This is a genomic window from Niastella sp. OAS944 (assembly GCA_024809215.1).
In the GTDB taxonomy this organism is placed as follows: domain Bacteria; phylum Bacteroidota; class Bacteroidia; order Chitinophagales; family Chitinophagaceae; genus Niastella.
On the sequence record JANUBW010000016.1, the window covers coordinates 49,901 to 70,034 of the forward strand.

General features: G+C 40.8%; 19 protein-coding genes. 12 read left to right on the top strand and 7 right to left on the bottom strand.

Translation table 11 applies throughout. The annotated features are described in order from the left end of the window. The first annotated feature begins 8 nt into the window (after positions 1 to 8). Positions 9 to 863 (top strand): hypothetical protein, encoded by an 855-nt coding sequence (locus tag GGD38_RS36830; protein WP_375300950.1) that lies wholly within the window; start codon positions 9 to 11, stop codon positions 861 to 863. A gap of 463 nt (positions 864 to 1,326) precedes the next feature. Here the strand turns inward: GGD38_RS36830 and GGD38_RS36835 are convergent, their stop codons facing one another. Then, entirely contained in the window at positions 1,327 to 3,045 is a 1,719-nt protein-coding gene (locus tag GGD38_RS36835; RefSeq protein WP_375300949.1) for a serine hydrolase domain-containing protein, read from the bottom strand. A 358-nt stretch (positions 3,046 to 3,403) separates the two neighbouring features. Between GGD38_RS36835 and GGD38_RS36840 the strand changes: the two genes are divergently transcribed. After that, on the top strand, positions 3,404 to 4,192 hold the full coding sequence (locus tag GGD38_RS36840) for a lysostaphin resistance A-like protein (RefSeq protein ID WP_375300948.1): 789 nt from the start codon (positions 3,404 to 3,406) through the stop codon (positions 4,190 to 4,192). A gap of 37 nt (positions 4,193 to 4,229) precedes the next feature. Here GGD38_RS36840 and GGD38_RS36845 read toward each other — a convergent pair whose 3' ends face one another. Together GGD38_RS36845 and GGD38_RS36850 are read right to left on the bottom strand one after the other, a co-directional pair. Beyond that, positions 4,230 to 4,565 carry a hypothetical protein gene (locus GGD38_RS36845; protein ID WP_375300947.1) on the bottom strand — a complete coding sequence of 112 codons (336 nt, stop codon included), beginning with the start codon at positions 4,563 to 4,565 and terminating at the stop codon, positions 4,230 to 4,232. 19 nt (positions 4,566 to 4,584) lie between these two features. Further along, on the bottom strand, positions 4,585 to 5,064 hold the full coding sequence (locus GGD38_RS36850) for a hypothetical protein (protein ID WP_375300946.1): 480 nt from the start codon (positions 5,062 to 5,064) through the stop codon (positions 4,585 to 4,587). 398 nt (positions 5,065 to 5,462) lie between these two features. On the opposite strand from GGD38_RS36850, the gene GGD38_RS36855 reads away from it, so the two are divergent. Next, positions 5,463 to 7,001, top strand: coding sequence for an AAA family ATPase (locus GGD38_RS36855; protein ID WP_375300945.1), 1,539 nt, complete (start codon positions 5,463 to 5,465; stop codon positions 6,999 to 7,001). 699 nt (positions 7,002 to 7,700) lie between these two features. On the opposite strand, the gene GGD38_RS36860 is transcribed toward GGD38_RS36855, so the two are convergent. Together GGD38_RS36860 and GGD38_RS36865 are read right to left on the bottom strand one after the other, a co-directional pair. Then, complete coding sequence (locus GGD38_RS36860) at positions 7,701 to 7,865, bottom strand: SDR family oxidoreductase (protein ID WP_375300944.1); 165 nt, start codon at positions 7,863 to 7,865, stop codon at positions 7,701 to 7,703. Continuing rightward, on the bottom strand, positions 7,852 to 8,280 hold the full coding sequence (locus GGD38_RS36865) for a nuclear transport factor 2 family protein (RefSeq protein WP_375300943.1): 429 nt from the start codon (positions 8,278 to 8,280) through the stop codon (positions 7,852 to 7,854). Before GGD38_RS36865 ends, GGD38_RS36860 begins: the two co-directional genes overlap by 14 nt. A gap of 120 nt (positions 8,281 to 8,400) precedes the next feature. On the opposite strand from GGD38_RS36865, the gene GGD38_RS36870 reads away from it, so the two are divergent. After that, positions 8,401 to 8,799 (top strand): winged helix-turn-helix transcriptional regulator, encoded by a 399-nt coding sequence (locus GGD38_RS36870; RefSeq protein ID WP_375300942.1) that lies wholly within the window; start codon positions 8,401 to 8,403, stop codon positions 8,797 to 8,799. 15 nt (positions 8,800 to 8,814) lie between these two features. Here the strand turns inward: GGD38_RS36870 and GGD38_RS36875 are convergent, their stop codons facing one another. After that, positions 8,815 to 8,961, bottom strand: coding sequence for a hypothetical protein (locus GGD38_RS36875; protein ID WP_375300941.1), 147 nt, complete (start codon positions 8,959 to 8,961; stop codon positions 8,815 to 8,817). Positions 8,962 to 9,273: 312 nt separating this feature from the next. Here GGD38_RS36875 and GGD38_RS36880 point away from each other — a divergent pair, with 312 nt between their 5' ends. The 5 genes from GGD38_RS36880 to GGD38_RS36900 all read left to right on the top strand — a co-directional run bounded on the left by GGD38_RS36880 (position 9,274) and on the right by GGD38_RS36900 (position 12,626). Then, positions 9,274 to 9,864, top strand: coding sequence for a Crp/Fnr family transcriptional regulator (locus GGD38_RS36880; RefSeq protein ID WP_375300940.1), 591 nt, complete (start codon positions 9,274 to 9,276; stop codon positions 9,862 to 9,864). 62 nt (positions 9,865 to 9,926) lie between these two features. Beyond that, complete coding sequence (locus GGD38_RS36885) at positions 9,927 to 10,904, top strand: cyclase family protein (protein WP_375300939.1); 978 nt, start codon at positions 9,927 to 9,929, stop codon at positions 10,902 to 10,904. A 167-nt stretch (positions 10,905 to 11,071) separates the two neighbouring features. Then, on the top strand, positions 11,072 to 11,509 hold the full coding sequence (locus GGD38_RS36890; RefSeq protein ID WP_375300938.1) for a hypothetical protein: 438 nt from the start codon (positions 11,072 to 11,074) through the stop codon (positions 11,507 to 11,509). Between the two features lie 61 nt (positions 11,510 to 11,570). Next, positions 11,571 to 12,266, top strand: a complete 696-nt coding sequence (locus GGD38_RS36895) for a sigma-70 family RNA polymerase sigma factor (protein ID WP_375300937.1) — start codon at positions 11,571 to 11,573, stop codon at positions 12,264 to 12,266. Positions 12,267 to 12,347: 81 nt separating this feature from the next. Then, positions 12,348 to 12,626 carry a GNAT family N-acetyltransferase gene (locus tag GGD38_RS36900; protein ID WP_375300936.1) on the top strand — a complete coding sequence of 93 codons (279 nt, stop codon included), beginning with the start codon at positions 12,348 to 12,350 and terminating at the stop codon, positions 12,624 to 12,626. A gap of 76 nt (positions 12,627 to 12,702) precedes the next feature. On the opposite strand, the gene GGD38_RS36905 is transcribed toward GGD38_RS36900, so the two are convergent. Then, positions 12,703 to 13,377: an SDR family oxidoreductase gene (locus GGD38_RS36905; protein WP_375300935.1), complete on the bottom strand. Its 675-nt coding sequence runs from the start codon at positions 13,375 to 13,377 to the stop codon at positions 12,703 to 12,705. Here GGD38_RS36905 and GGD38_RS36910 point away from each other — a divergent pair. The 3 genes from GGD38_RS36910 to GGD38_RS36920 all read left to right on the top strand — a co-directional run bounded on the left by GGD38_RS36910 (position 13,370) and on the right by GGD38_RS36920 (position 20,082). Further along, a complete protein-coding gene (locus GGD38_RS36910; protein WP_375300934.1) occupies positions 13,370 to 14,095 on the top strand; it encodes a hypothetical protein in 726 nt (241 codons plus the stop codon). The two genes, GGD38_RS36905 and GGD38_RS36910, sit on opposite strands and share 8 nt — an antisense overlap. Positions 14,096 to 14,386: 291 nt before the next feature. Next, positions 14,387 to 18,961 carry a gliding motility-associated C-terminal domain-containing protein gene (locus GGD38_RS36915; RefSeq protein WP_375300933.1) on the top strand — a complete coding sequence of 1,525 codons (4,575 nt, stop codon included), beginning with the start codon at positions 14,387 to 14,389 and terminating at the stop codon, positions 18,959 to 18,961. Positions 18,962 to 19,491: 530 nt separating this feature from the next. Next, complete coding sequence (locus GGD38_RS36920) at positions 19,492 to 20,082, top strand: DUF4304 domain-containing protein (RefSeq protein ID WP_375300932.1); 591 nt, start codon at positions 19,492 to 19,494, stop codon at positions 20,080 to 20,082. Positions 20,083 to 20,134 lie beyond the last annotated feature (52 nt).

Genomic DNA, 20,134 nt, shown 5'->3' on the forward strand with positions numbered 1-20,134 from the left:
TAAGGTATATGCTTATAAATAAACTTGTGTGTATTATATTGATCCTGGTAAGCGCTTGTACGGCACCTTCTTCCGGTCAAAAGAAAAAAGATGAAGTTGTTAAGAAATACCTGATCTCCTTTAAGAAAGGCAAGTCGATCGATACAAGTTTGCAGGCTGAATATTATTATTCAAATGGCAAATTGCATAAAGCAGTTGATTATTTTAGAAATAGAGTTTTGAAAACGAGTGTATATGTAGAAGACTCCGCAGGCACTGGAAAGATTTTTCTAAAATCAGATAGTGTTTTTTATGTAGTAAGAAGCGAGCTCAAGGAATCAGAATATTTTAACACCAGGTTGATAGGAGAGCGCTTTTTTGATGGTAAAGGAAACATTATAAAGCAGATAAATTACGATGGAAGTACAGGCACGGTAGCAGTTATGAGTGAATATGTTTATTCCTATAATAGCATGGGAAAAAAGGATACCGAAGTTTATTTATGGAATAAAGATACTGTCAGCGCTGTCAGGTTTATTTATAAGGATTCTTTATTGGTCGGGAAGTATTTCCTCAAAAATAAATGCTGTGAAAGAGGCCAGCCGATCCCTGCCGATAAAATTATGTATGAGTATGATAAAAATGGGAATTTATCAAAGGAGATGTTGATTGTCGACAGGACGATTAAGCGCGCCTATAAAAATGAAAATAATGGCTACTATAATGAAGTTTCTATTACGACTTATTTGTACGATAATTTAAACAGGCTTGTTGAAACAAAAGTATATACTCCTGGCTTTAGCGATGATCCGAAATCGATAGTTAGCGAGTTTTTTGATTCGCCCTCAACTTTACAAGAAACCTATTTGTATAAGTATTATTAGCAAACAATAAGCTGTCTCAAAAGTAATTTGAGGCAGCTTATTTCATTATAGACCGGCATTTTACAGCTGTCGGTCACAAAAAGATCGACTCTTTTATCCGGGATCTCCAACAGAAAAATCCTGCTGCGCGTTTCACTCATCAGAAAGCCATCGATGCACACACCAACCTGGGCCGCCTGTTCTGGCAATTCGGTACGGCAGATAAACCGGATATGGTTACCGGAATGGACTTGTTCGTACTCGACAATAACCTGGTAAAGAAGCTGTATGTTTTTGTAAATGATAAATGATATTAAAAGAGATCGCCGGAGTTTCCAACTCCGGCGATCAATTCATACTATTTAAAAAACGCCAAGCTGCTCAAACAAGAAAATTGATATAAGGCAAAAATTAAATTGACATAGATCAACTACATAAAGCGTTGATCAAAAGAACGGGGAGGCTAAGGTTAGTCTTAAAAAGACTAATTCTCAATTTTATTAAACTGTATATTTTCTCCCAATACAGTCAATGAAACAATTTCATTTGACGTATTTCTCGAAAATTGAATAAATCCAAAATTGTCATCTCTTACTTGCGAGAGAACAATTTCGTTTAAACGCGGGTGCACAATCACTAATTTTTTATCCTTTATTACCAAAGGCAAAGCCGCATTTAATTCATCAGAATAGTAAATGCCTTTATATTGTGTGAGGTCGGCTGTTATATCTGCTTTCTTTTCCAGTCTCGTAATCACTTCATTTACGTCAGGCAGTGCTTTAATACGCGATTTCTCCACAGGAACATTTAAAAACATATCTCTTACTTTATAGAATCGTTGATACGTGGCATCATTGTTATCATTACTCAGGTAAATAATAGACAATTTTTCATCCGGAAACCTAGCTATAGCCGTTCGGTAGCCAATCACCAATCCTAAATGTTCAATTCTTTTAAAGCCGTGAAATTCTCCAATTTCGTTACCAAATGCATATTTTGTCTTGGAACCATCATTTAAACTACCTGTCGTTATCAACAAAGCTTCCATGTTTTTTGTAATTAGATGCTTAGTGTCAAAACTATTCACCCATTTCACCAGATCATCAATAGAAGTACATAAACCTGCAGAGCCGGTTGCCGCATAATTATTTGGGCGTTGTACAAAACCTTCCTTTCCAGGTTTATAGCATAACACCTTATGCCTATATACATAGCCAGGGTCTTCTTTAAAAAAAGTTGCATTCATGCCGAGAGGTTTGAAAATATTTTCCCTGGTCCATGAAAAAAATGATTGTTTGGTAACCCTGGCAACTATTTCTACAAGAAGATTATAGTTAGTATTAGAATAATTGAATCGTTCACCTGGTTTAAATTTCAAATGCTTTTGAGCTGCTGCAAATCGTACCGCCATAGGAAGGGTAATATTATCTTCCGGTGAAAAGCCTGTAACTTCTAATACATCTGTACTACGAATTCCTGAAGTATGATAGACCAGATTTGCTATTGTGATTTTATTGCCATAGTCTGGCATTTCAGGCAGATATTTCCTGATATCATCATCCATCGAAATTATTTTTTTATCAACCAGCATGGCAATGGCGAAAGCAGTGAATTGCTTAGAGCAGGATGCTATTTCAAAAACAGAAGAATTGGTGAGTGGAATATTTTCCTCTACATTGGCAAGCCCTTTTGCCAGTTTCAAAACGATTTCATTGTTTTTCACTACTACCATTGCTGCTCCCGGTGCTTTTTTTTCATACCAACTATCAAATAGTTGTTGTGCTTTTTGCGCAATGCTTCCGCCTGATTTTTCTACTCTGTCTAGCGTTATCTCATACTGTCCTGAAAGAGGTTTATTAAAATTCCAAATGACTTTTAATTTATAGTCACCAGTCATTTTTGCATTTATGGTGACTACTTCATTTTGTCCAATGCCGTTTTCATCTACAATTTGTTGTAAACTATCCAGGGGATCACAAACCAAAATGTTCAGTCCGACATTTTTTTGATAAACGCGGATACTGGCGAATTGTCCTTTGGACAACTTAATTTTATAAATATCTTGTTTGTATGGATTGATATCCGATTCAATTGTTTTTCTTAAAGAAAGAATTATGGCCGGCGAAATTTTTACTTCTTTTTGAGCGAAGCAATTCACCCAGGAAAGCAGAAGGAAAGGTATTAGAAAACAGTTTCTTTTCATTACAAATGATTATGGTCTCTTTTTCTATAATAAAGATGCCATTTTTTATTTTTTTTGAAAATCAACTAACTAAATAAATGAGTTGAAAATGAAAGTGCGGTTTTGATACAGAATTGTCCGGTTTTATTACAGTATAGACGAACGGAAATCCATTATGAAATTTTAATCGGGCCTCAACACCATCTGGCGCCCTAACGAAATCAAACGGCTGGTTAACTCCCTACCGTTTTTTTAGTTTAAGAATCGTCCTGCGCTTTACCCTTAACACGCTAAAAAAGCAAAATCATTAAGTTAAAACGGTAACATTTATCCAGAAACCGCTACAAACGGTAATCGCCATTCAAAAACGAACCTGCTTATGAAAAATGCTGTTATAAGAAGTTTGCTTTTCTGGACCTTATTTACTTCCTTATTATTTGGATTAAGTTTGCTGACCGCGTTGGCGCCACCCGACTGGTCGCAGTTGTTGCAGGCTTTAATGGGTACATTGGCCGGATTCTTTCTTATCTGGCTCTTTCTAAAGAATGAAAAAAGGACATTTTCGGATATAGGTTTGGTATGGGATAGATATATCATTGTAAGGTTTCTTTTGGGCCTCTTGGCCGGCGCGGCGATTTTTGCAGTGATTCTGTTAGTGCTGGTAAATTGCACCGGTCTGGAGCTTAAAAGAAGCGCCAATGAGGTTACAATGCAAACATTGCTTGACGCGCTACTGATCATTATTCCGTTCGCATTCATGGAAGAACTGGTCTTCCGGTCTTATACGTTTTTGAAGCTGGAAAAAACTTATGGGCTCTTATGGACACAGATCATAGTCGCCATTGCCTTTGCACTGTATCATGTTGTAAGTGGATGGAGCTGGCAGGTTGCCTTTTTAGGACCTGGTTCGTGGGGGTTTGTATTTGGACTGGCAGCTTTTTGGTCGCGCGGAATTGCATTGCCAACCGGCCTTCATGCAGCTTTGAATTTTCTGCAGGTACTGGCAGGAATGAAAGCAGGCAAAGCGTCCCTTTGGACCCTGCATCTGAAACAGAATACACCCGATGCCAATGTATTGACTAACCGTGTGGGCATAGAGATACAAATTACGATATTGATCGTTGGTTTAATAGTTACATACCTGGTTGCTCGAAAGAAAAAAACATAAAAGCTAGTTACAATAACTCCGGTCTACGACTTTGTTATTACTCTAAATGTACCTCCCATGTTCTACCCTGGTCATCTTCAATGGTGGCATTTCCATCTTCATCCAGGGCTGTAGGGGAAATATGATCGCCATCCAGCCATCCGCCTTTGGGGAATTCGATCTGGATCACTTCACAATCCTGAACTTCCACGTCGAGATCATATGTTGCGTTATGTCCGGTTTCAGGATTATAATAGTCAACCGTAGCGGAATGTGTACCATCATCATATGAACAGTCCGATGCTTTTTCTTCCTCGGTCTCATCATTGACAGGGTCGTAACTGCAATTGGCATAGAAGAGACTAATAAAGAGAAATAAAGTGGCAATCTTCATTATTCGAAATATAGTGGTGTTAAAGATCACAAGATCCTATAATATATTCTCCGCGCGTTGTTTCTCCTGGTCTTTTAGCTGAGTAAGAAACCATTACCGTTAGGTCCATTCCTTTAAAAAATGTTACCTCGCATTTTTCAGTGCCGCCACCGGTTACATTTCGATCCAGGGAATAAACTTCCGTAACGCTATTAGACCTTTGCAGGTCTTTTTTGAAATATTCATTGTCACTCAGTAAAGGATAAGCTGCCCATACTAATTCCCCGGTGGTTGTTTTATATATTTCTATATCAAAACTTCTTTTTCCGAATTTTACTTTAGCATAGTATGTATGATCTTTCCCTTCCAAATCGCCATGCCTGATCTTATTAACCTGGATAAGGTTCATTTTTGTCAATTTGAACGTAGCGGTCAGGTCGTCTTCCAACCTCATAACATCCTGTGAAAAAGTAGTTTGACTACCGATAAAAATGCAGAGTAAAAGTAAAATTGATTTCATATGGACGAATTGTATTTGCCTACAAATAAATACATTCACCGGTAGACAACGGTGTCATTTACCTGTTTTGCGGACAAAATAAGTAAAAAGCTCTATCGCAATAACCAATGCCTTGTATGGGTATTCTTGCGCAAACGGATCAAAAATAATTCAAATTAAAAAACCCTTCAAATCCAACCATCTGAAGGGTTCATTTTTAATGTCGGGCCGGCTGAACAAATGTCTAACCCGTTAATAACGGATTTAAGGACATTAGGCAGTTTATAAGCCTAAATGGGGGATATATGTAGAAAAAAATCATAACAACTGACAATATAATCTCACATTCTTTCCAATCCCTGTGTCACCCTCATGGCTTATATCTGGTTCATTAATTTTCAATGGATTATATTTGCAATATGACAAGGAAATATCCCATTGGCTTACAATCATTTCGAGAAATACGGGAAGGTGGATTCGTATATGTCGATAAAACGGAAATAATTCACCAAATGGTGAATTATGGGAAGTATTATTTCCTGAGTCGTCCTCGTCGTTTTGGGAAAAGCCTATTACTGGACACTATAGCCGAGCTATTCAGTGGTAGTGAAGAACTTTTTAGAGGATTATGGATTCACGATAAATGGGATTGGGAAAATAATAATCCGGTTATTAGAATTTCCTTTTCAAATATTGGCACAGGTACAATTGGATTACAAAGTGCTATCGAAGGAGCATTACAAGAAAACGCTCGTCGTTTACAAGTTGAGCTAAGGGATAGCGCTTACGATCAGTTATTTAAAGAATTAATTGGCAAAGCAGCTCAAAAAGGCAAGGTAGCAATCCTGATTGACGAATATGATAAACCCATAATCGATTACCTGGATGATATTCCCAGGGCCACAGAAAGCCGCGCTATTTTAAAGAATTTATTTTCTATATTGAAAGATGCAGATAAACACATTCGGCTTTTAATTCTTACTGGTGTAAGCAGGTTCTCTAAAGTGAGTATTTTCTCTGATCTTAACAATTTAGAAGATATTACCTTAAGCAAGCATTTCAATAATATAGCAGGAATTACTCAGCAGGAATTGGAATCAAATTTTGCAGGGGAGCTGGAAACGTTACCCCGGGTACTAGGCATAGAGAAGATTCAATTGTTGGAAAACATCAGGAACTGGTACAATGGTTATAGTTGGGATGGAAAGGAAACGGTGTACAACCCATTCTCGTTGCTTTCTTTCATGAAAGAAGAAGCATTTAGAAATTTTTGGTTTGCTACCGGATCTCCGTCTTTTCTGGTGAACCTCCTTAAGAAAAAAAGAGAATATGATTTCGAAAACGTCCGTGAATCTGATATATCATTAGGTAGTTTTCAAATCGAGAATCCGGTTTCCGGACCTTTGTTATTTCAAACGGGTTATCTTACAATCAAAAGCTATAACCCCGATACACAATTGTATACGCTGGATTATCCCAACCGGGAGGTAAAGGTGAGTCTGCTGGATAATTTGCTCAGCGCTTACCGGGAAGTGTTTCCCGGCACCTCAATTTCAGTCACTGCCGATCTCAGGGCCGCGTTTGAACAAGGCGATACACCCCGCATCATCAACGAATTAAATGCCGTAATTGGAAGCATCCCCTATGATCTATGGCGCGCGGATACAGAATCTATTTTTCATATTATTACACTTCTAACGTTTAAAAATGTTGGTATAGATATCTCCGCAGAAGTACATAGCAGCAAAGGCCGTGCTGACATTATCGTAAAAACAAAGCGATTCATCTATGCACTGGAATTGAAACTGAACGCTTCAGCCAGGGAGGCACTGGATCAAATCATTGAAAAAGCGTATTTGCAACCACATATTGGAGATGAGCGGAAAAAACTGGCTATAGGCATTGAATTTTCTTCTGCACAAAGGAACATTGCCGATTACTGCGTCAAAGAAATATAACTGCTCCATAAAAAATATACTATTCAATTTATTTCATTTAAATGTGCTGTGGATAACTCACTTTTCACTGTAATGGTTGCCCTGCTACTTTTGTTAACATGAATAAGCAACCTCTTTCTGCAGAACAATACATCAAATCGCGAGCACGAACATTAAAAAATAGACCGCTCGCTGATAAACACTGACTGGGAAACGAGCAAGATTGCTCATATAATTGTCATTCGCAGACATACTAATGGAAACTTTACTTATGCAGGTTACCTGGTAGACTTGTTATGCCTTGGTGTAAAAGATACTTATTATGGATTTAATCAAGCAGCGGATCAAGTGGATGATTGGCTTGATTCTTACGATCAGCAAAGCGGTCTTTTTGAGGCAAATCATAGGCTTCAACTTATAAATTTAAATCAATTCCTCTTTCTCCTGCACACTTAACAAGTATACTTCGAACTAAAAGAGCCTTCAAATCCAACGACTTGAAGGCTCTCTTAATTTTAGTCGGCTGGACGAATTTCTAACCTGTTAGTAAACGATTTAAAAGCTGTAAATGAACTTATAAATAATAATACTAACTTGCTCAATTTAGAATTTGCTAAATAAATCGGCTGTCAAAATGGCTCTTTTCCGTTGGCGAGGAAATTCTACCAGTCTAAAGTGTATCCAAAATGCGGTAGGTGATTGAGTAGCGCCCCCAGTTACTTATAAATATTGTCCGTTAACAAATGAAGAAAAGTCACTGGCAAAGAATTCCGCAATATTGGACACGTCTTCCACTTGAGCCAAACGCTTCATCGGGTTACTGTTTATCAATGATTTTCTCAGTTCAGGATAACTGCCTGTCGGAAGTACCTTACAGAAAGGCATCTAAGATCCAACTTGGATTCCAAAATTCCCGATAGTTTGCGATTTTCCCTTCTCGCAACGTAATGCGGCCTACATAAATCTGCTGGTACCTCTTGCCAGTAGCAGTCACCAGGGCACTTCCTTCGAACTCCACAAACACTGTATCGGGATCAGACGTGGCCGAGAAGGCGAAGTTAGTAAAACTCCAGTTGGTAGCGCTTTGGGTCACATTAGCTATATACGCCGTAATAATGTCTCGTCCTTCTAGCTGTTTGGAATAGGGGGCGGGCGCATATGGGTACTCGTGCACAGCGTCCTCAGTCCATAGGTCGGCATAGGCTTCCCGAGGCATGTCGGGGTCGGTAAACATAGAAAGGTGCATTCGAAATAAACGTTCAGCGCGAGCCGTACTATTTTCGGTAATGGTTGAGTTCATGAGCTTTTTTTAAAAAGTTTAGAGTCTTTAATCGTTTTTTATTTCCTCACAAAACTACAGGGGAGATGCTATATCTTTATTATCTGTTACATTAAGGTTACCGGTTACAAAAAGGTTACTATGGCAAACAAAAATCGTTGTTTAACACCCGCCACCGACGAAGAATGTAGAAGGGCAAGACTCAGCCTTCAGGACACACTGGACGTAGTAGGCGGCAAATGGAAACTGGTACTGATCGCCATATTGAGAGGTGGTAAGTTAAAGTTTCGGGAACTGTCCAGGGAAGCCGGGATATCGCCCCGGATATTATCCAAGGAATTGAAGGAGATGGAAGTCAATGGGCTGGTTACCCGGACGGTACTGGACACTAGCCCAATCATGGTGGAGTATGAACTTACCCCTTACAGTAACACGCTTTCGGAGGTGATAATTGCCATGCATGAATGGGGGAAAAAGCATCGCCAAAAAATGATCGGACAGAAATCAACTGAATCGGACTCGCTGTCAAAAAACGTTTAGCGAATAAATACTTGATTATACCAATACTACTTCGAGCTGAAATAGCTGAAGATTATGAATACCAAATATCCGGGTCAACACAGCAACCATCTTTCCTGTTTCATGTCTGAAAAGATGGTCTACAAGACTGTTTACTTTGTCATACCCCGTTTCCTTTGCCATGTTTCTGTATTATTGATAAAGATACAAAACACATATTTTGAAACTGAGCGGTAAAAACAAGATCAGATGGCTAATATTTTTCCCGTGAAAGATCAAAACAGCCCTTAATTATGGTGGCCTTAGCGATGATTTCATAAAATGGAAAACAAGAGGCTTTATGATTCCCGATATTCTGCAGATCTCAACCATCAACTGAGTAAAAGCATTGGGCCTATGGTGCCATAGAAAAAGAAAAGAAAGTAGATTTTCTTATCTGGGAACAATGTCTTTTTGACAACTAGGCTATAATTTTAGGTTAAATCACGTTTTTGAATGAAATCAGATTTGTACACCCCTTTAATTGAGAACCTTACGGCTAAAGCAGATTTCACTAGCGAACAGCTGGCAATCATAAAAGAAGCCTTTAAAATCAGAAAGCTTGCCAAGAAAGAATACTTGCTAAGGCCTGGGCAGATTTCCCATCACTTATATTTTGTTTCTTCCGGTTGTTTACGTGTATATACATTAGAAGATGTTCGGGAGATCATTACTCAATTCGGAATTAAAGGATGGTGCGTAAATGACCTCACAAGTTACCTTACTCTTAAACCGGCCACACAATTCATTCAGGCCATTGAGCCTTCAGTATTGCTTCAGATCCATCGTGACACGCTTGAAGAACTCTACGATAAAGTTCCACCTCTTGAGCGGTTTTTCAGGATTAAATTTCAAAGTGCGCTTACTGTAATGCAGGAACGCCATCTCAAAAGCATTAGTCAAAGCGCTGGCGAAAGATATGAACAGTTCCGGAGCCAATACCGGGAAATAGAGCAACGGGTTCCGCAATATATGATCGCTTCTTATCTGGGTATCACCAAAGAGTTTCTTAGTTACCTTAGGAAAAGCCACCGATCCATTTATTAAGGTACCTTAAAATTTATTGTTTTTTGTTGCCTGAATTTTGCCTCCTGATTAAAAAAAAAATCATGAAAAGGAAAATTTCAGGAATCAACATGTTATTGTTTTTATTCTCTTATGGAGTAAATGCGCAGGAAACCGCAGGGAAAAGCCCCTGGGGGCCAAACGATGAAATTGGCACGCTGAACATGATGAGCGGGCAATCGCAACTACAGGCATTACGGTCGGTTAAATTAGGAAAGACTTACGATCTAAGCGTTCCATATTATGTTGGCATGCCAGGCTTTAATATATTTGGCGATCCGCAATACCAATATTGGCTAACACATACACCACATGGCACTTTGGTTGATAATCCAAATGGACAGGGAGAATCAATGAATAAGAAGATAAGCTATACGTCAGATGCTATTTCTATGTTTACCCACACGGGTACGCACATAGATGCCCTGAGCCATTTTGGATTGGAAGGGAAAATCTGGAACGGATTTTCGGCCGAAAAATACCTTGGCGACAAAGGATGGAAAAAAGGCAGTGCAGAAACAATTCCGCCGATTATTGCACGCGGCGTTCTGATAGATATGGCAGCTTTTAAAGGCAAATCTGTGCTGGACCAGAACTATCGAATTACCGTTGAAGACCTGAGAGGAGCGCTTAAAAAGCAAGAAATTAAGCTGGCAGAAGGTGATGTAGTGCTGATCAGAACAGGTATGGCCAAATTTTTTCAGGAAGGGAACAAATATCTTGATCAATACGCTGGTATTAGTCTTGCTGCAGTAAAGTGGCTGGTAGAAGATCAGAAAGTTATGACGATGGGAGCCGACAATCTAAGCCTGGAAATGTTTCCGCCGGAGCAGGAAGGAAACTGGGTACCCGTGCATACTTATCTACTGGCACAGAAAGGAGTAATGTTTATCGAAAATATGTTCCTGGAAGAATTGGCAACCGATAAGGTGTATGAATTTGCGTTTATTGCAGCTTCACTTAAACTTCGTGGTGCTACCGGTGCCCCTGTTAGGCCGCTCGCGCTCCCATTCGCGAAATAGGGAGGAAATAATCGATCAAGCAGGCGGCCCGTGAGCCTATGGCTCACGAGCCGCCCTTTGTCCATCACCTCTGGTGAAATTGTTTCCGGCATTTGTAACCTTTTGAGCTGTCACCTGCTCTATTATTTTGATGAGTTTAATTTTCAGGTCATTAAAAAACAAATGTTATGGAAACAGCAGTTATAACCTCGCCAAGAGTTGAGCGCATTTACAAGCTTATGAAACTTACTTATGGATTAGTGCCCATTGTGGCAGGGTTAGATAAATTCACCAATCTTCTTACAGATTGGGAAAAATATCTCAATCCTACCATTGCAAAAATGCTTCCATTTAGCCCACATACATTTATGCTGATTGTTGGTGTGATTGAAGTTATTGCGGGATTGATCGTTTTGTTCAGACCTGCCTTCGGAGCTTATATTGTAAGTGCATGGCTTGCACTAATTGGCTTATCGCTTCTTGCTAACGGAGGATATCTTGACGTAGCGGTTCGCGACCTTGTTATGGCCATAGGCGCCTATTCGCTAGCTCAACTAGCCCGGGTAACCGGCACAACAAATGTTCGGCAGGAGGCTAAAAGCAACGTGTCGTTCTCAAGGGGATAAGCAGCGCATTACGCACAATTTGGTAACTTTGAATTACCGGTAGCATTAAACAGGAACAGCTATGGCATTAAACATGTCAGATAAGAAGGTTCAGGAATATACCGATATCGAAATTATTCAGCAGGTATTGGCAGGCAATACTGCTGTGTTTGAAATTATAATCCGCAGGTATAATCCCTATCTCTACAAAGTGGGAAGAAGCTATGGTTATAATCACCAGGACACGGAAGATCTGATGCAGGAAGCATTTATTAATAGTTATGTGAACCTTAAGCAATTTGCCGAACGCTCTTCCTTTAAAACATGGCTCATCAGGATCATGCTTAATCAATGCTATCGCAAGGCACATAAGTTCAGTTACCAGAAAGAACAAACAACAGATATTTTACCCGACAATTCATCGTTTATGCTTTTACCCAACCATAGCAACACCAACGATGCAATGATCAGCAAGGAATTTAATAAAGTTGTTGAAGCCTGTCTTCAACAACTTCCGCAAGAGTATAGAACAACATTTACGCTTCGTGAGCTCACGGGTCTTAGCGTTGCAGAAACGGCAGAAGCGATGAACACCACCACCAGCAACGTTAAGGTCAGGTTAAACCGGGCAAAAGCCATGCTTCGAAAAGAGATTGAAAAAACATATTCCACCGAGGATATTTACGAGTTTAACCTGGTTTGCTGCGACCGCATTGTAAATGGTGTAATGAAGCAAATAGATCAATTGGGGAACACACACCTTAAGTTCTCATCATAGCAGCCTGCGGGTACCGGTAGCCTGAAAAAGAATGGAATACTAGGGATATCCTGACCACAAATGCTAACTTTAACAACTGGTATGTATATTTCTACGTCTAAAGGCAGATTTATTATTCGTGAGGCTGTTCCAGACGACCTGGAGCAGCTTGTGCATGTGCACGTAACATCGTGGAATGCTACTTATCCAAATCATCATCCAAAGCCTACGCCCGAAATAAGAAATCAGCAATGGCAACAACGATTTGCCAATAGAAAAGAAAACTGGTTTTGCTTCGTGGCCCAACATGAAGATGGTGAGATTGCTGGTTTTGCTACCGGTAATGATTTTTTCAACAGTAACGCTCCGTACAAAGGCTAGTTTTAGCGTCTTCTGTTTCTGGTTTTATGTTAGTAGTTGTCATTTTTTTGATATTATATTGTTTGAAGAAAATAGGCTATGATTGAAGTTGCTGGGCATTTTTTGCCGGGTTAACTAACCCATATGCTATTTTAGGAAAAAGGCGATTAGCCAGGTAAACCAATTTGCTGATACCGACACGTATAGTAAACCGGTTGTTTTTAATGCCGGCAATCAAAGCGTTTACCAATTTTTCCGGAGAGACTCCTTTTCTCCCAACGTGTTCTGTCATACTTGTTGCCACCACAGGTGGTGATAGCTCAAACACTTTCACATTGCTGCCCAGTATTTTCAAATGATCTCTCAGTGCCACTGTGTAAAAACGCATGGCCACTTTGCTGGCAGAATAGGTTGCTCCAAGATTTAATGGTACGTAACTTAAGAGGGAAGATGTGTTAATAATTGCGGCTTCTTTCCTTGATTTCAGCATTTCGATGAACAGGTTGTTAAGGCGAATTACCCCCAGGTAGTTGATGTCCATTTCATTCTTTGCCTGCTCAAAATGTTTATCATTCGCTATTCCCAGGTTCAGTGGACCGCTCATAACGCCAGCATTATTGTAAAGGATATCAATTCCTCCAAGCTCCTTAATCTTATTGAAAAGTAACCGGGCATCATCGGCATTAGCTACATCGCTTTTTATAGCAGTTAACGCAGGATATAATTTTCTGGCTTCATCCAATTTTTCCTGGTTTCTGCCGGTGATGATCACTTTTGTGCCATTGGCTAAAAATTGCTTTGCAGCTTCCAGGCCGATACCTCCTGTACAGGTTTTTCTTGAAGACAGTACTTACCAAATCTATGGCTGTTGCGCAGGTGAATTTGGGGGTTCATTATTTTTTTATAACAAACGTAATAAACGGTTATACTTTTATAATTCAGAATGTGTTTACCAAGTTGTTTATTATCACAACTCTTATTACGTATTTGATGATTTGTACACATACGATTATACAAGAATTAGCAATCCTGAAAAACTCATTGAGTTAAAATATAAAGACAGGCGATTCGGCTGTAATTGGTGGACACAGGTCGACAGTCTAAATTCTTATGAAAAAAGCAGATATCAAAAGATTGATGGGCTTTATGAATACAAACCTAACCTAAAAGAAAGTAGTTTGAATAGTTTTGTTTATAACGATACACTTTTTACGATTCTTTCAACAGACTCTTCAACATATTTAGCGATTCATCAAGGAGACAGTTTAAAGAAAGTACAAAAACTATTAGACAAAAAGATTTGGTTTCATCATACTGAATATTATGAAGATGCAGGAAGAAGAATTGTTTCCTTTTCGGCGACATCAACTCAATGGAATTCCGAGACTAAGGCTGCGACTGATATGGCAAACTCTGGTTTTGTAATCATTCAAGGTCGGAAGATTGAAATTGCAGAATATCCCACAAAACGGGATTACATAATTCAGTAGCGAATACAGAATATCTCGAACCAAAAAGAGCCTTCAATCCAACGACTTGAAGGCTCTTTTAATTTTGGTCGGGACAGCTGGACAGATTTCGAACCAATTAATACAGAACCTAAAGGCATTAAGGCAGTTATTAGAGAGTTACTGAGCTTGATGGCAATAAATAAATTGTCGAAAAAGCTTTTCTGCGATTAGGTCTTATTTCACCTCCTTCCTTTGCAAATCCCCCATATTATTCTATTTTGCCACTCAAAATTCTAAACCCACGCCCAAACCGTAATACCTATCGCAAACATGCGCTTTTATGCCCTAACCCTAATATTACTTATCTTATCCCTTACCACTTTTTCGCAGGAGCAACCCCTGCCGCCACCCATCACCTCAGCCAAACTGCCGCCATTGCCTCCAAAAATTCCCCTTTACCAAAGCAGTCGCCCCAACGCCCGCGCCATGGCCTTCGCATTTCCCATAAACGACTGCGCTACATATACTTTTAAAATGCTTTTGGGCAATGCAGCCTCGCAAAATCATATCAGCGATATCCTTGGCAGCACCACCGGCTATAGCTTCCAGGCAGGCTATACTACGGTCAATGGTGGTCAGCAGGATGCCCTGTTGCAACAACTCGATATCAATGGCCAGGTTACCTGGTCGAAAACCCTGGGCACCCCCTTAAAAAACGAACGCATACACCGTATGGCCCGTATGCCTGATGGAAATATTGTACTCGCAGGCACCAGCGAAGACCCTGGCGGTACCGCTCAGCAACCATTTATTGCATTAACCGATATCAATGGCAACCTGCTATGGATGAAATTGCTGCAAACGGCTACCAATTACAGGGGCGTGGCTGTATTTGCAGGAGAGATGGAAGACATTGGGATGGTGGCTGAAGACGATGCCTCTATGCTATATGGCCGATTCGATAAAACCGGAACCCTGAAATGGATGAACAAAGTGCAGGCGCTGCCTCAAAGTACTACCGTGGGCATTACCGTAGGGCCATATGATTATTTCGATTGGTACCTGGCCTACACCGGCATAGAGGCCGGCCGAAAAGTTGGAGGTATCCTTACCATAAACGCAGTAGACGGCGCTATTAAAGCCTCCAGGCAATTTGGAGGTACGGCTAACAATGCCGATTTCATCTTCCACGATATGCAATTGATCAACATGCGGCCACGCATCATTGGCGTGTACTCGATGAACGGCGCACCTTACCAGTTGTTCAAGATGTCGTCTTATAATGGTTTTGTAAATATGGGTTTATTCGAAACCTATCAAATGCCCGCCATTACGTTCGACGAAACGGCCTCCAGTTTGCTGACAGACCGGGCAGATGTGATTGCCTTTATGAACACAACCGGCAGTAATGACCTGTACATGTTGAAATCCATTGGGGAAGAAGCGAGTTCCTACAATGCGCCCGTTGAGTTTTCAAAACAATTTGGCGGTTTTAGCGGCTATCAGCCATCGGCCATTGATCGCATGGCCGATGGCGGTTTTTTGGTTGCCAGTAATGCAGCCGCTGCAAAACCACTCGTTATAAAAACCGACACAGCAGGCTACCTGGGGAGTTGCGACGGAACTACATTTACAGTTACCCGTTTAGTTAATGCAAACAATCCCAGTCAGGCGGTATCGAATACGGCGGCAGTGCTTGTGCCCGTCATAACGTCGCCGGGCTGGGTGTTTCAGCCGGCGCTTATCGATACACAGTTTACCTGTCACCAGTTGAGTTGTCCGCCGAAACCGGTTGAAGATACCTGTGTATATACTTTTTACCGCAGTTTTAGAAGTACCCATTTCTGTGATCTGGCGTCTGGCCTGTCAGTGAATGCCAACAACGAAGTAATGGTTACCGGCTCTATGCGTGATGATGGCTATACACCAGGCACGCAACACGCCATTTTGATAAAATTTGATGCAAAGGGAAAACTGGTGAACCGTAAAAAGGTTCAGCTTGGTGATAGAGCGGGTTTGGGAAGGCAATTTCAAATGCATGGTGGCAACCTGCTGGTAATGGGCGGCGCCAGTTATAACGGAAAAGGCTATTTCACGGTCAGCAAGCTCACCGATAACCTGAATATGATTTGGAATAAAGCGTTACCCGTTCAGGACGTATATAACGACTTTTTCGACCTGATAGAAGATGCCGATGGCAATATCTATCTGATCTTCCAAAACGATCCCTTTACCTGGAATGAACAGCTTTCCCTCATCAAGCTGGACGCTGCCGGGAACCTGTTGTGGAGAAAAAACTATGCACCACCTGGTAACAGTTTTATGACGGGCTCATATGGCACTATGTGCCAGGATGAACAGTACCTGTATTTCTCAATGAATATGCCCAATTCTGCCAGCACCATGGTGTTTAAAATGGAAAAGGCAAGCGGTAACCTGGTATGGGTCAGGAATATTACCGGGCCCGGACGCGGCATTGGAATGGAAAGAGATTTACAATTGCTGCAGGATAAATTGGTATTGTCGGGGTATGCTGATATCAACAACTCCAGGACCGTAACAGCTATTCTGTTTCTTGATAAGAACGGTAACCAGGTGTACACAACTTCTTTCTCTTATAACAATCAGTCGCTTTCCTCAACTACCCTGGTTACCCAAAACAATGAGGTGGTATTGAGCGGGTTTATGTATGACAATTCTGTAAACCCTTATAGAGGATTTAATGTTTTCATCAGGCTCGATGCAACCGGAAAAGTGTTGCACAGCAAGCGTATTTTCTCTATGGATGCGGGCTTTCCCACTCATGTAGCCGAAGCAACAGATGGCGGTTTTTACGAGGCAGGTAACTTTTTCTATAACAATCCTTATAACGCCGACATGTATCTTAAAAAATACACTTTTGACGGCGCCATGGGGAATTGTATGACGGAGAGTTTTGGATATTTGCAGGAAACCACTCCTTTCACCATTACCCCGGTCAATTTTAATACCAACACCACGCCACTTCCCCTGATAACGCTTCCTTATTCGGAAGAAGACTATTCATTGCAACAAAACAGGTTGGTATGCAGTTCGCCGATCACTTGTTTAGAACCTGAGCTAACCGGCCCTGCCAGTATATGTAGTGCGGGACTCGTATATGAATACCGCGTGAAAAAAAGTGCAGGCTGTACTGCGCCCATAAGCTGGGAGTTTGATACCAGAATGGTGAAAGCCATATCCTCCAGCGATACCTTATTGAAAGTGCAATTCATAGGCAACGGCGTTTCAAAGATCTATTCAGGTATATTTTCCGGTTGCCGTATGCTGAAAGACAGTATAGAAGTGCAGGCATCGGTGGCGGTGAATAACCTTGAGCTGGGCAATGATACCATCCTATGTGCCGGGACTTCGATAGTATTGAAAGCCAACCCCGGTTTTGTTAATTACACCTGGCAGGACGGCTCAACCGCAACCGGTCTTACGGTTACTACACCCGGAAAATATTATGTAGATGTAACAGACGCCTGTGGCGCCAAATTAAGTGATACTCTTGTTGTAACCGCAGATGCACCCATTGTGTTTGATATAGGTAATGATACCAGCTTATGCATACACGATAAATTGAAGGCAGCAGCGCCCACTGGTTTCATGCATTATTCCTGGACGCCCGTTTACAACATCGATAACGCCAATAGTAATGCAGTAACGCTTTCTCCTGAATTGGACACTATGTATTATGTAAAAGTCGAAAAAACGCCGGGTTGTTTTGGGTATGATTCCATCCGGGTTACGATGAAACAACCTTTACCAATGCACATCGGCAACGATACCAGTATTTGTGAAGGCGCTTCCGTAACCTTCAGTCCGGGGGCGGGTTTCCAGCAGCCTCAATGGAGCACGGGTAGCAATGCTCCCTTTATTATTGTAAACCGTAGTGGTACTTATTCTGTGATAGCCACCGGCAACAATAGTTGTAAATCCTACGACACGGCAATGGTGCAGCTGTTTACTGTTCCCCTGCACATCGCCAACGACACCAGCTTTTGTGCAGGCGGCGCCGCAACGTTCAGTGTAGGTGCCGGCTTTCAGCAGCAGCAATGGAACACGGGTAGCCAGAATGTCTCTATTACGGTAAATAGCAGCGGTACCTATTCGGTGAAAGCAACCGGCACCAACAGTTGTCTGTCTTATGATACGGTGCAGGTAACAGTGTACAACAATCCAGATGTTACTTTACCAAAGGAGGCGGAATTGTGCGCAGGAACAACGGCCGTTTTGAATGCCGGTAATGAATTTGCCAAATATTTGTGGCAGGATGGAAGTACGGCATCCAAACTGACCGTTCAACATACCGGCACGTACTGGGTACAGGTAACAGATCGCAATAATTGTACAGACAGCGATACCACTGCTATCACCCGCATCAATCCGTTACCCACTGCATTTTTGCCGGATGATACGGCCTTGTGTAGTTATGCCAAACTAACTATCAATCCCTTCAATAAATTCTCCAGCTATTGGTGGAGTACCAATGCGGTATCTTCATCCATCACTGTTCAGCAGCCAGGCATGTACTGGCTTCAGGTGCAGGATGCCAAAGGTTGTACCGGCCGCGACTCTCTGTTTGTAATACCGAAGCAATGTTTAGCTGGTTTTTTTGTGCCAAACGCCTTCTCTCCCAATGGAGACAAAAAGAATGATACCTTTAAACCCATATTAATGGGCAATGTAGTAAAATACCAGTTACTCATTTATAACAGGTGGGGCCAGATCGTTTTTCAAAGTGTTGACTTGAATACCGGTTGGGATGGAAATTTAGCTGGCAAACCGCAAAATTCGGGTGGTTATGTGTGGAAGTGTACTTACCAATTTGAAGGGGCGCCCGTACAACACGAAAAAGGAATGGTTATATTAGTACGATGACATCGTGCATCAACCGTTGCCGGGCGTAGGAAAGTCGGCGCGGCCATTGGTTTTGAAGGCTCACTTTTTAATCGTTTGTCGAATCGAACAAGATCGACGATACTCGATCTTAGTCACCAATAATCGATCAAAATCGCAAACCCGGGCCAGCTGGACAAGTCTATATGTAAAAGGTTTCGGCGCAACAGCAGTCCTGAAAATACATCAGGCTGCAATGAAGAATTAGGTATAAAGAATTTCATACTTCATTAGACCCAAGATTTGAAAACAACACCTTCATCGAAAGAAAATTCTCAGACGAAGAATTTTCTAAGGTGTGTGAGGACTTTAAGCAAATTGATTATATAAGTTTACTGGACAACAACTATTGGAAAGCGGAATTAGACTACTTACTTTAGGAAAGAGACAACGAATGATGCAATATGCAGGTAACATTGGATTTGCAGCTGCGCTTATAGACGAATAATTCCTTATTCACCATGCAGCTATAAGATAATAATTTACAAAAATTGTTTCCTACTAATAAGAAAATGATGTCATTACTTGAACATAGAGATAGAATATTAAAGAACATTTTTAAACCTGCCTTTAAAACTTCAGGCTTTAGTGTATCGGGGACAACGTTTAAAAAGCAAGAGAACGGCTTTATTAAGATTTTTAATATTCAATCCAGCGGATTTAATGTGGAAGACCATGTATCTTTTTATCTCAATATTGGACTTCTCTTTCCAATTGGGTTCGAGATAAAAAATGAACAACACCCCAAGAATCCCAAGGGGTATGATTGCCAGTTTAATATTCGATCAGATTCATTAACAGGAAGAAATCAGACATACGAACTGACTTCAAAAACGAATATTCAAGAACTTGAAAATTTACTACTGAGTGATATCCAAAAGGAAATTCTGCCTTTTTATGAAAGATATTCTACTATCGAGGACTGTATTATGCTGAATAATGAATTTCCAAATAGTTGGACAGATTGCAGGCCGTTTATTGGGTTGACAATGATTAAAAATGGTAATATTGAAAGAGGAGATCAGATATTGAATGAGTTTTTACCTACTACGTCGGAAGATTGGAAACAGGAAATTATTGAGTTTAGAAAAACCCTGAACTGAATAATTAGCGTACACCGCTATCTAGGAAATTCAACAGCGATTTGGTACACCG

Coding starts and splice junctions, on each gene's coding strand:
- GGD38_RS36900 (WP_375300936.1), top strand. CDS start 12,348: ATGTATATTTCTACGTCTAAAGGCAGATTTATTATTCGTGAGGCTGTT.
- GGD38_RS36895 (WP_375300937.1), top strand. CDS start 11,571: ATGGCATTAAACATGTCAGATAAGAAGGTTCAGGAATATACCGATATC.
- GGD38_RS36855 (WP_375300945.1), top strand. CDS start 5,463: ATGACAAGGAAATATCCCATTGGCTTACAATCATTTCGAGAAATACGG.
- GGD38_RS36865 (WP_375300943.1), bottom strand. CDS start 8,280: ATGAACTCAACCATTACCGAAAATAGTACGGCTCGCGCTGAACGTTTA.
- GGD38_RS36830 (WP_375300950.1), top strand. CDS start 9: ATGCTTATAAATAAACTTGTGTGTATTATATTGATCCTGGTAAGCGCT.
- GGD38_RS36835 (WP_375300949.1), bottom strand. CDS start 3,045: ATGAAAAGAAACTGTTTTCTAATACCTTTCCTTCTGCTTTCCTGGGTG.
- GGD38_RS36850 (WP_375300946.1), bottom strand. CDS start 5,064: ATGAAATCAATTTTACTTTTACTCTGCATTTTTATCGGTAGTCAAACT.
- GGD38_RS36845 (WP_375300947.1), bottom strand. CDS start 4,565: ATGAAGATTGCCACTTTATTTCTCTTTATTAGTCTCTTCTATGCCAAT.
- GGD38_RS36885 (WP_375300939.1), top strand. CDS start 9,927: ATGAAAAGGAAAATTTCAGGAATCAACATGTTATTGTTTTTATTCTCT.
- GGD38_RS36890 (WP_375300938.1), top strand. CDS start 11,072: ATGGAAACAGCAGTTATAACCTCGCCAAGAGTTGAGCGCATTTACAAG.
- GGD38_RS36870 (WP_375300942.1), top strand. CDS start 8,401: ATGGCAAACAAAAATCGTTGTTTAACACCCGCCACCGACGAAGAATGT.
- GGD38_RS36840 (WP_375300948.1), top strand. CDS start 3,404: ATGAAAAATGCTGTTATAAGAAGTTTGCTTTTCTGGACCTTATTTACT.
- GGD38_RS36860 (WP_375300944.1), bottom strand. CDS start 7,865: ATGCCTTTCTGTAAGGTACTTCCGACAGGCAGTTATCCTGAACTGAGA.
- GGD38_RS36880 (WP_375300940.1), top strand. CDS start 9,274: ATGAAATCAGATTTGTACACCCCTTTAATTGAGAACCTTACGGCTAAA.
- GGD38_RS36910 (WP_375300934.1), top strand. CDS start 13,370: ATGATCACTTTTGTGCCATTGGCTAAAAATTGCTTTGCAGCTTCCAGG.
- GGD38_RS36915 (WP_375300933.1), top strand. CDS start 14,387: ATGCGCTTTTATGCCCTAACCCTAATATTACTTATCTTATCCCTTACC.
- GGD38_RS36875 (WP_375300941.1), bottom strand. CDS start 8,961: ATGGCAAAGGAAACGGGGTATGACAAAGTAAACAGTCTTGTAGACCAT.
- GGD38_RS36920 (WP_375300932.1), top strand. CDS start 19,492: ATGATGTCATTACTTGAACATAGAGATAGAATATTAAAGAACATTTTT.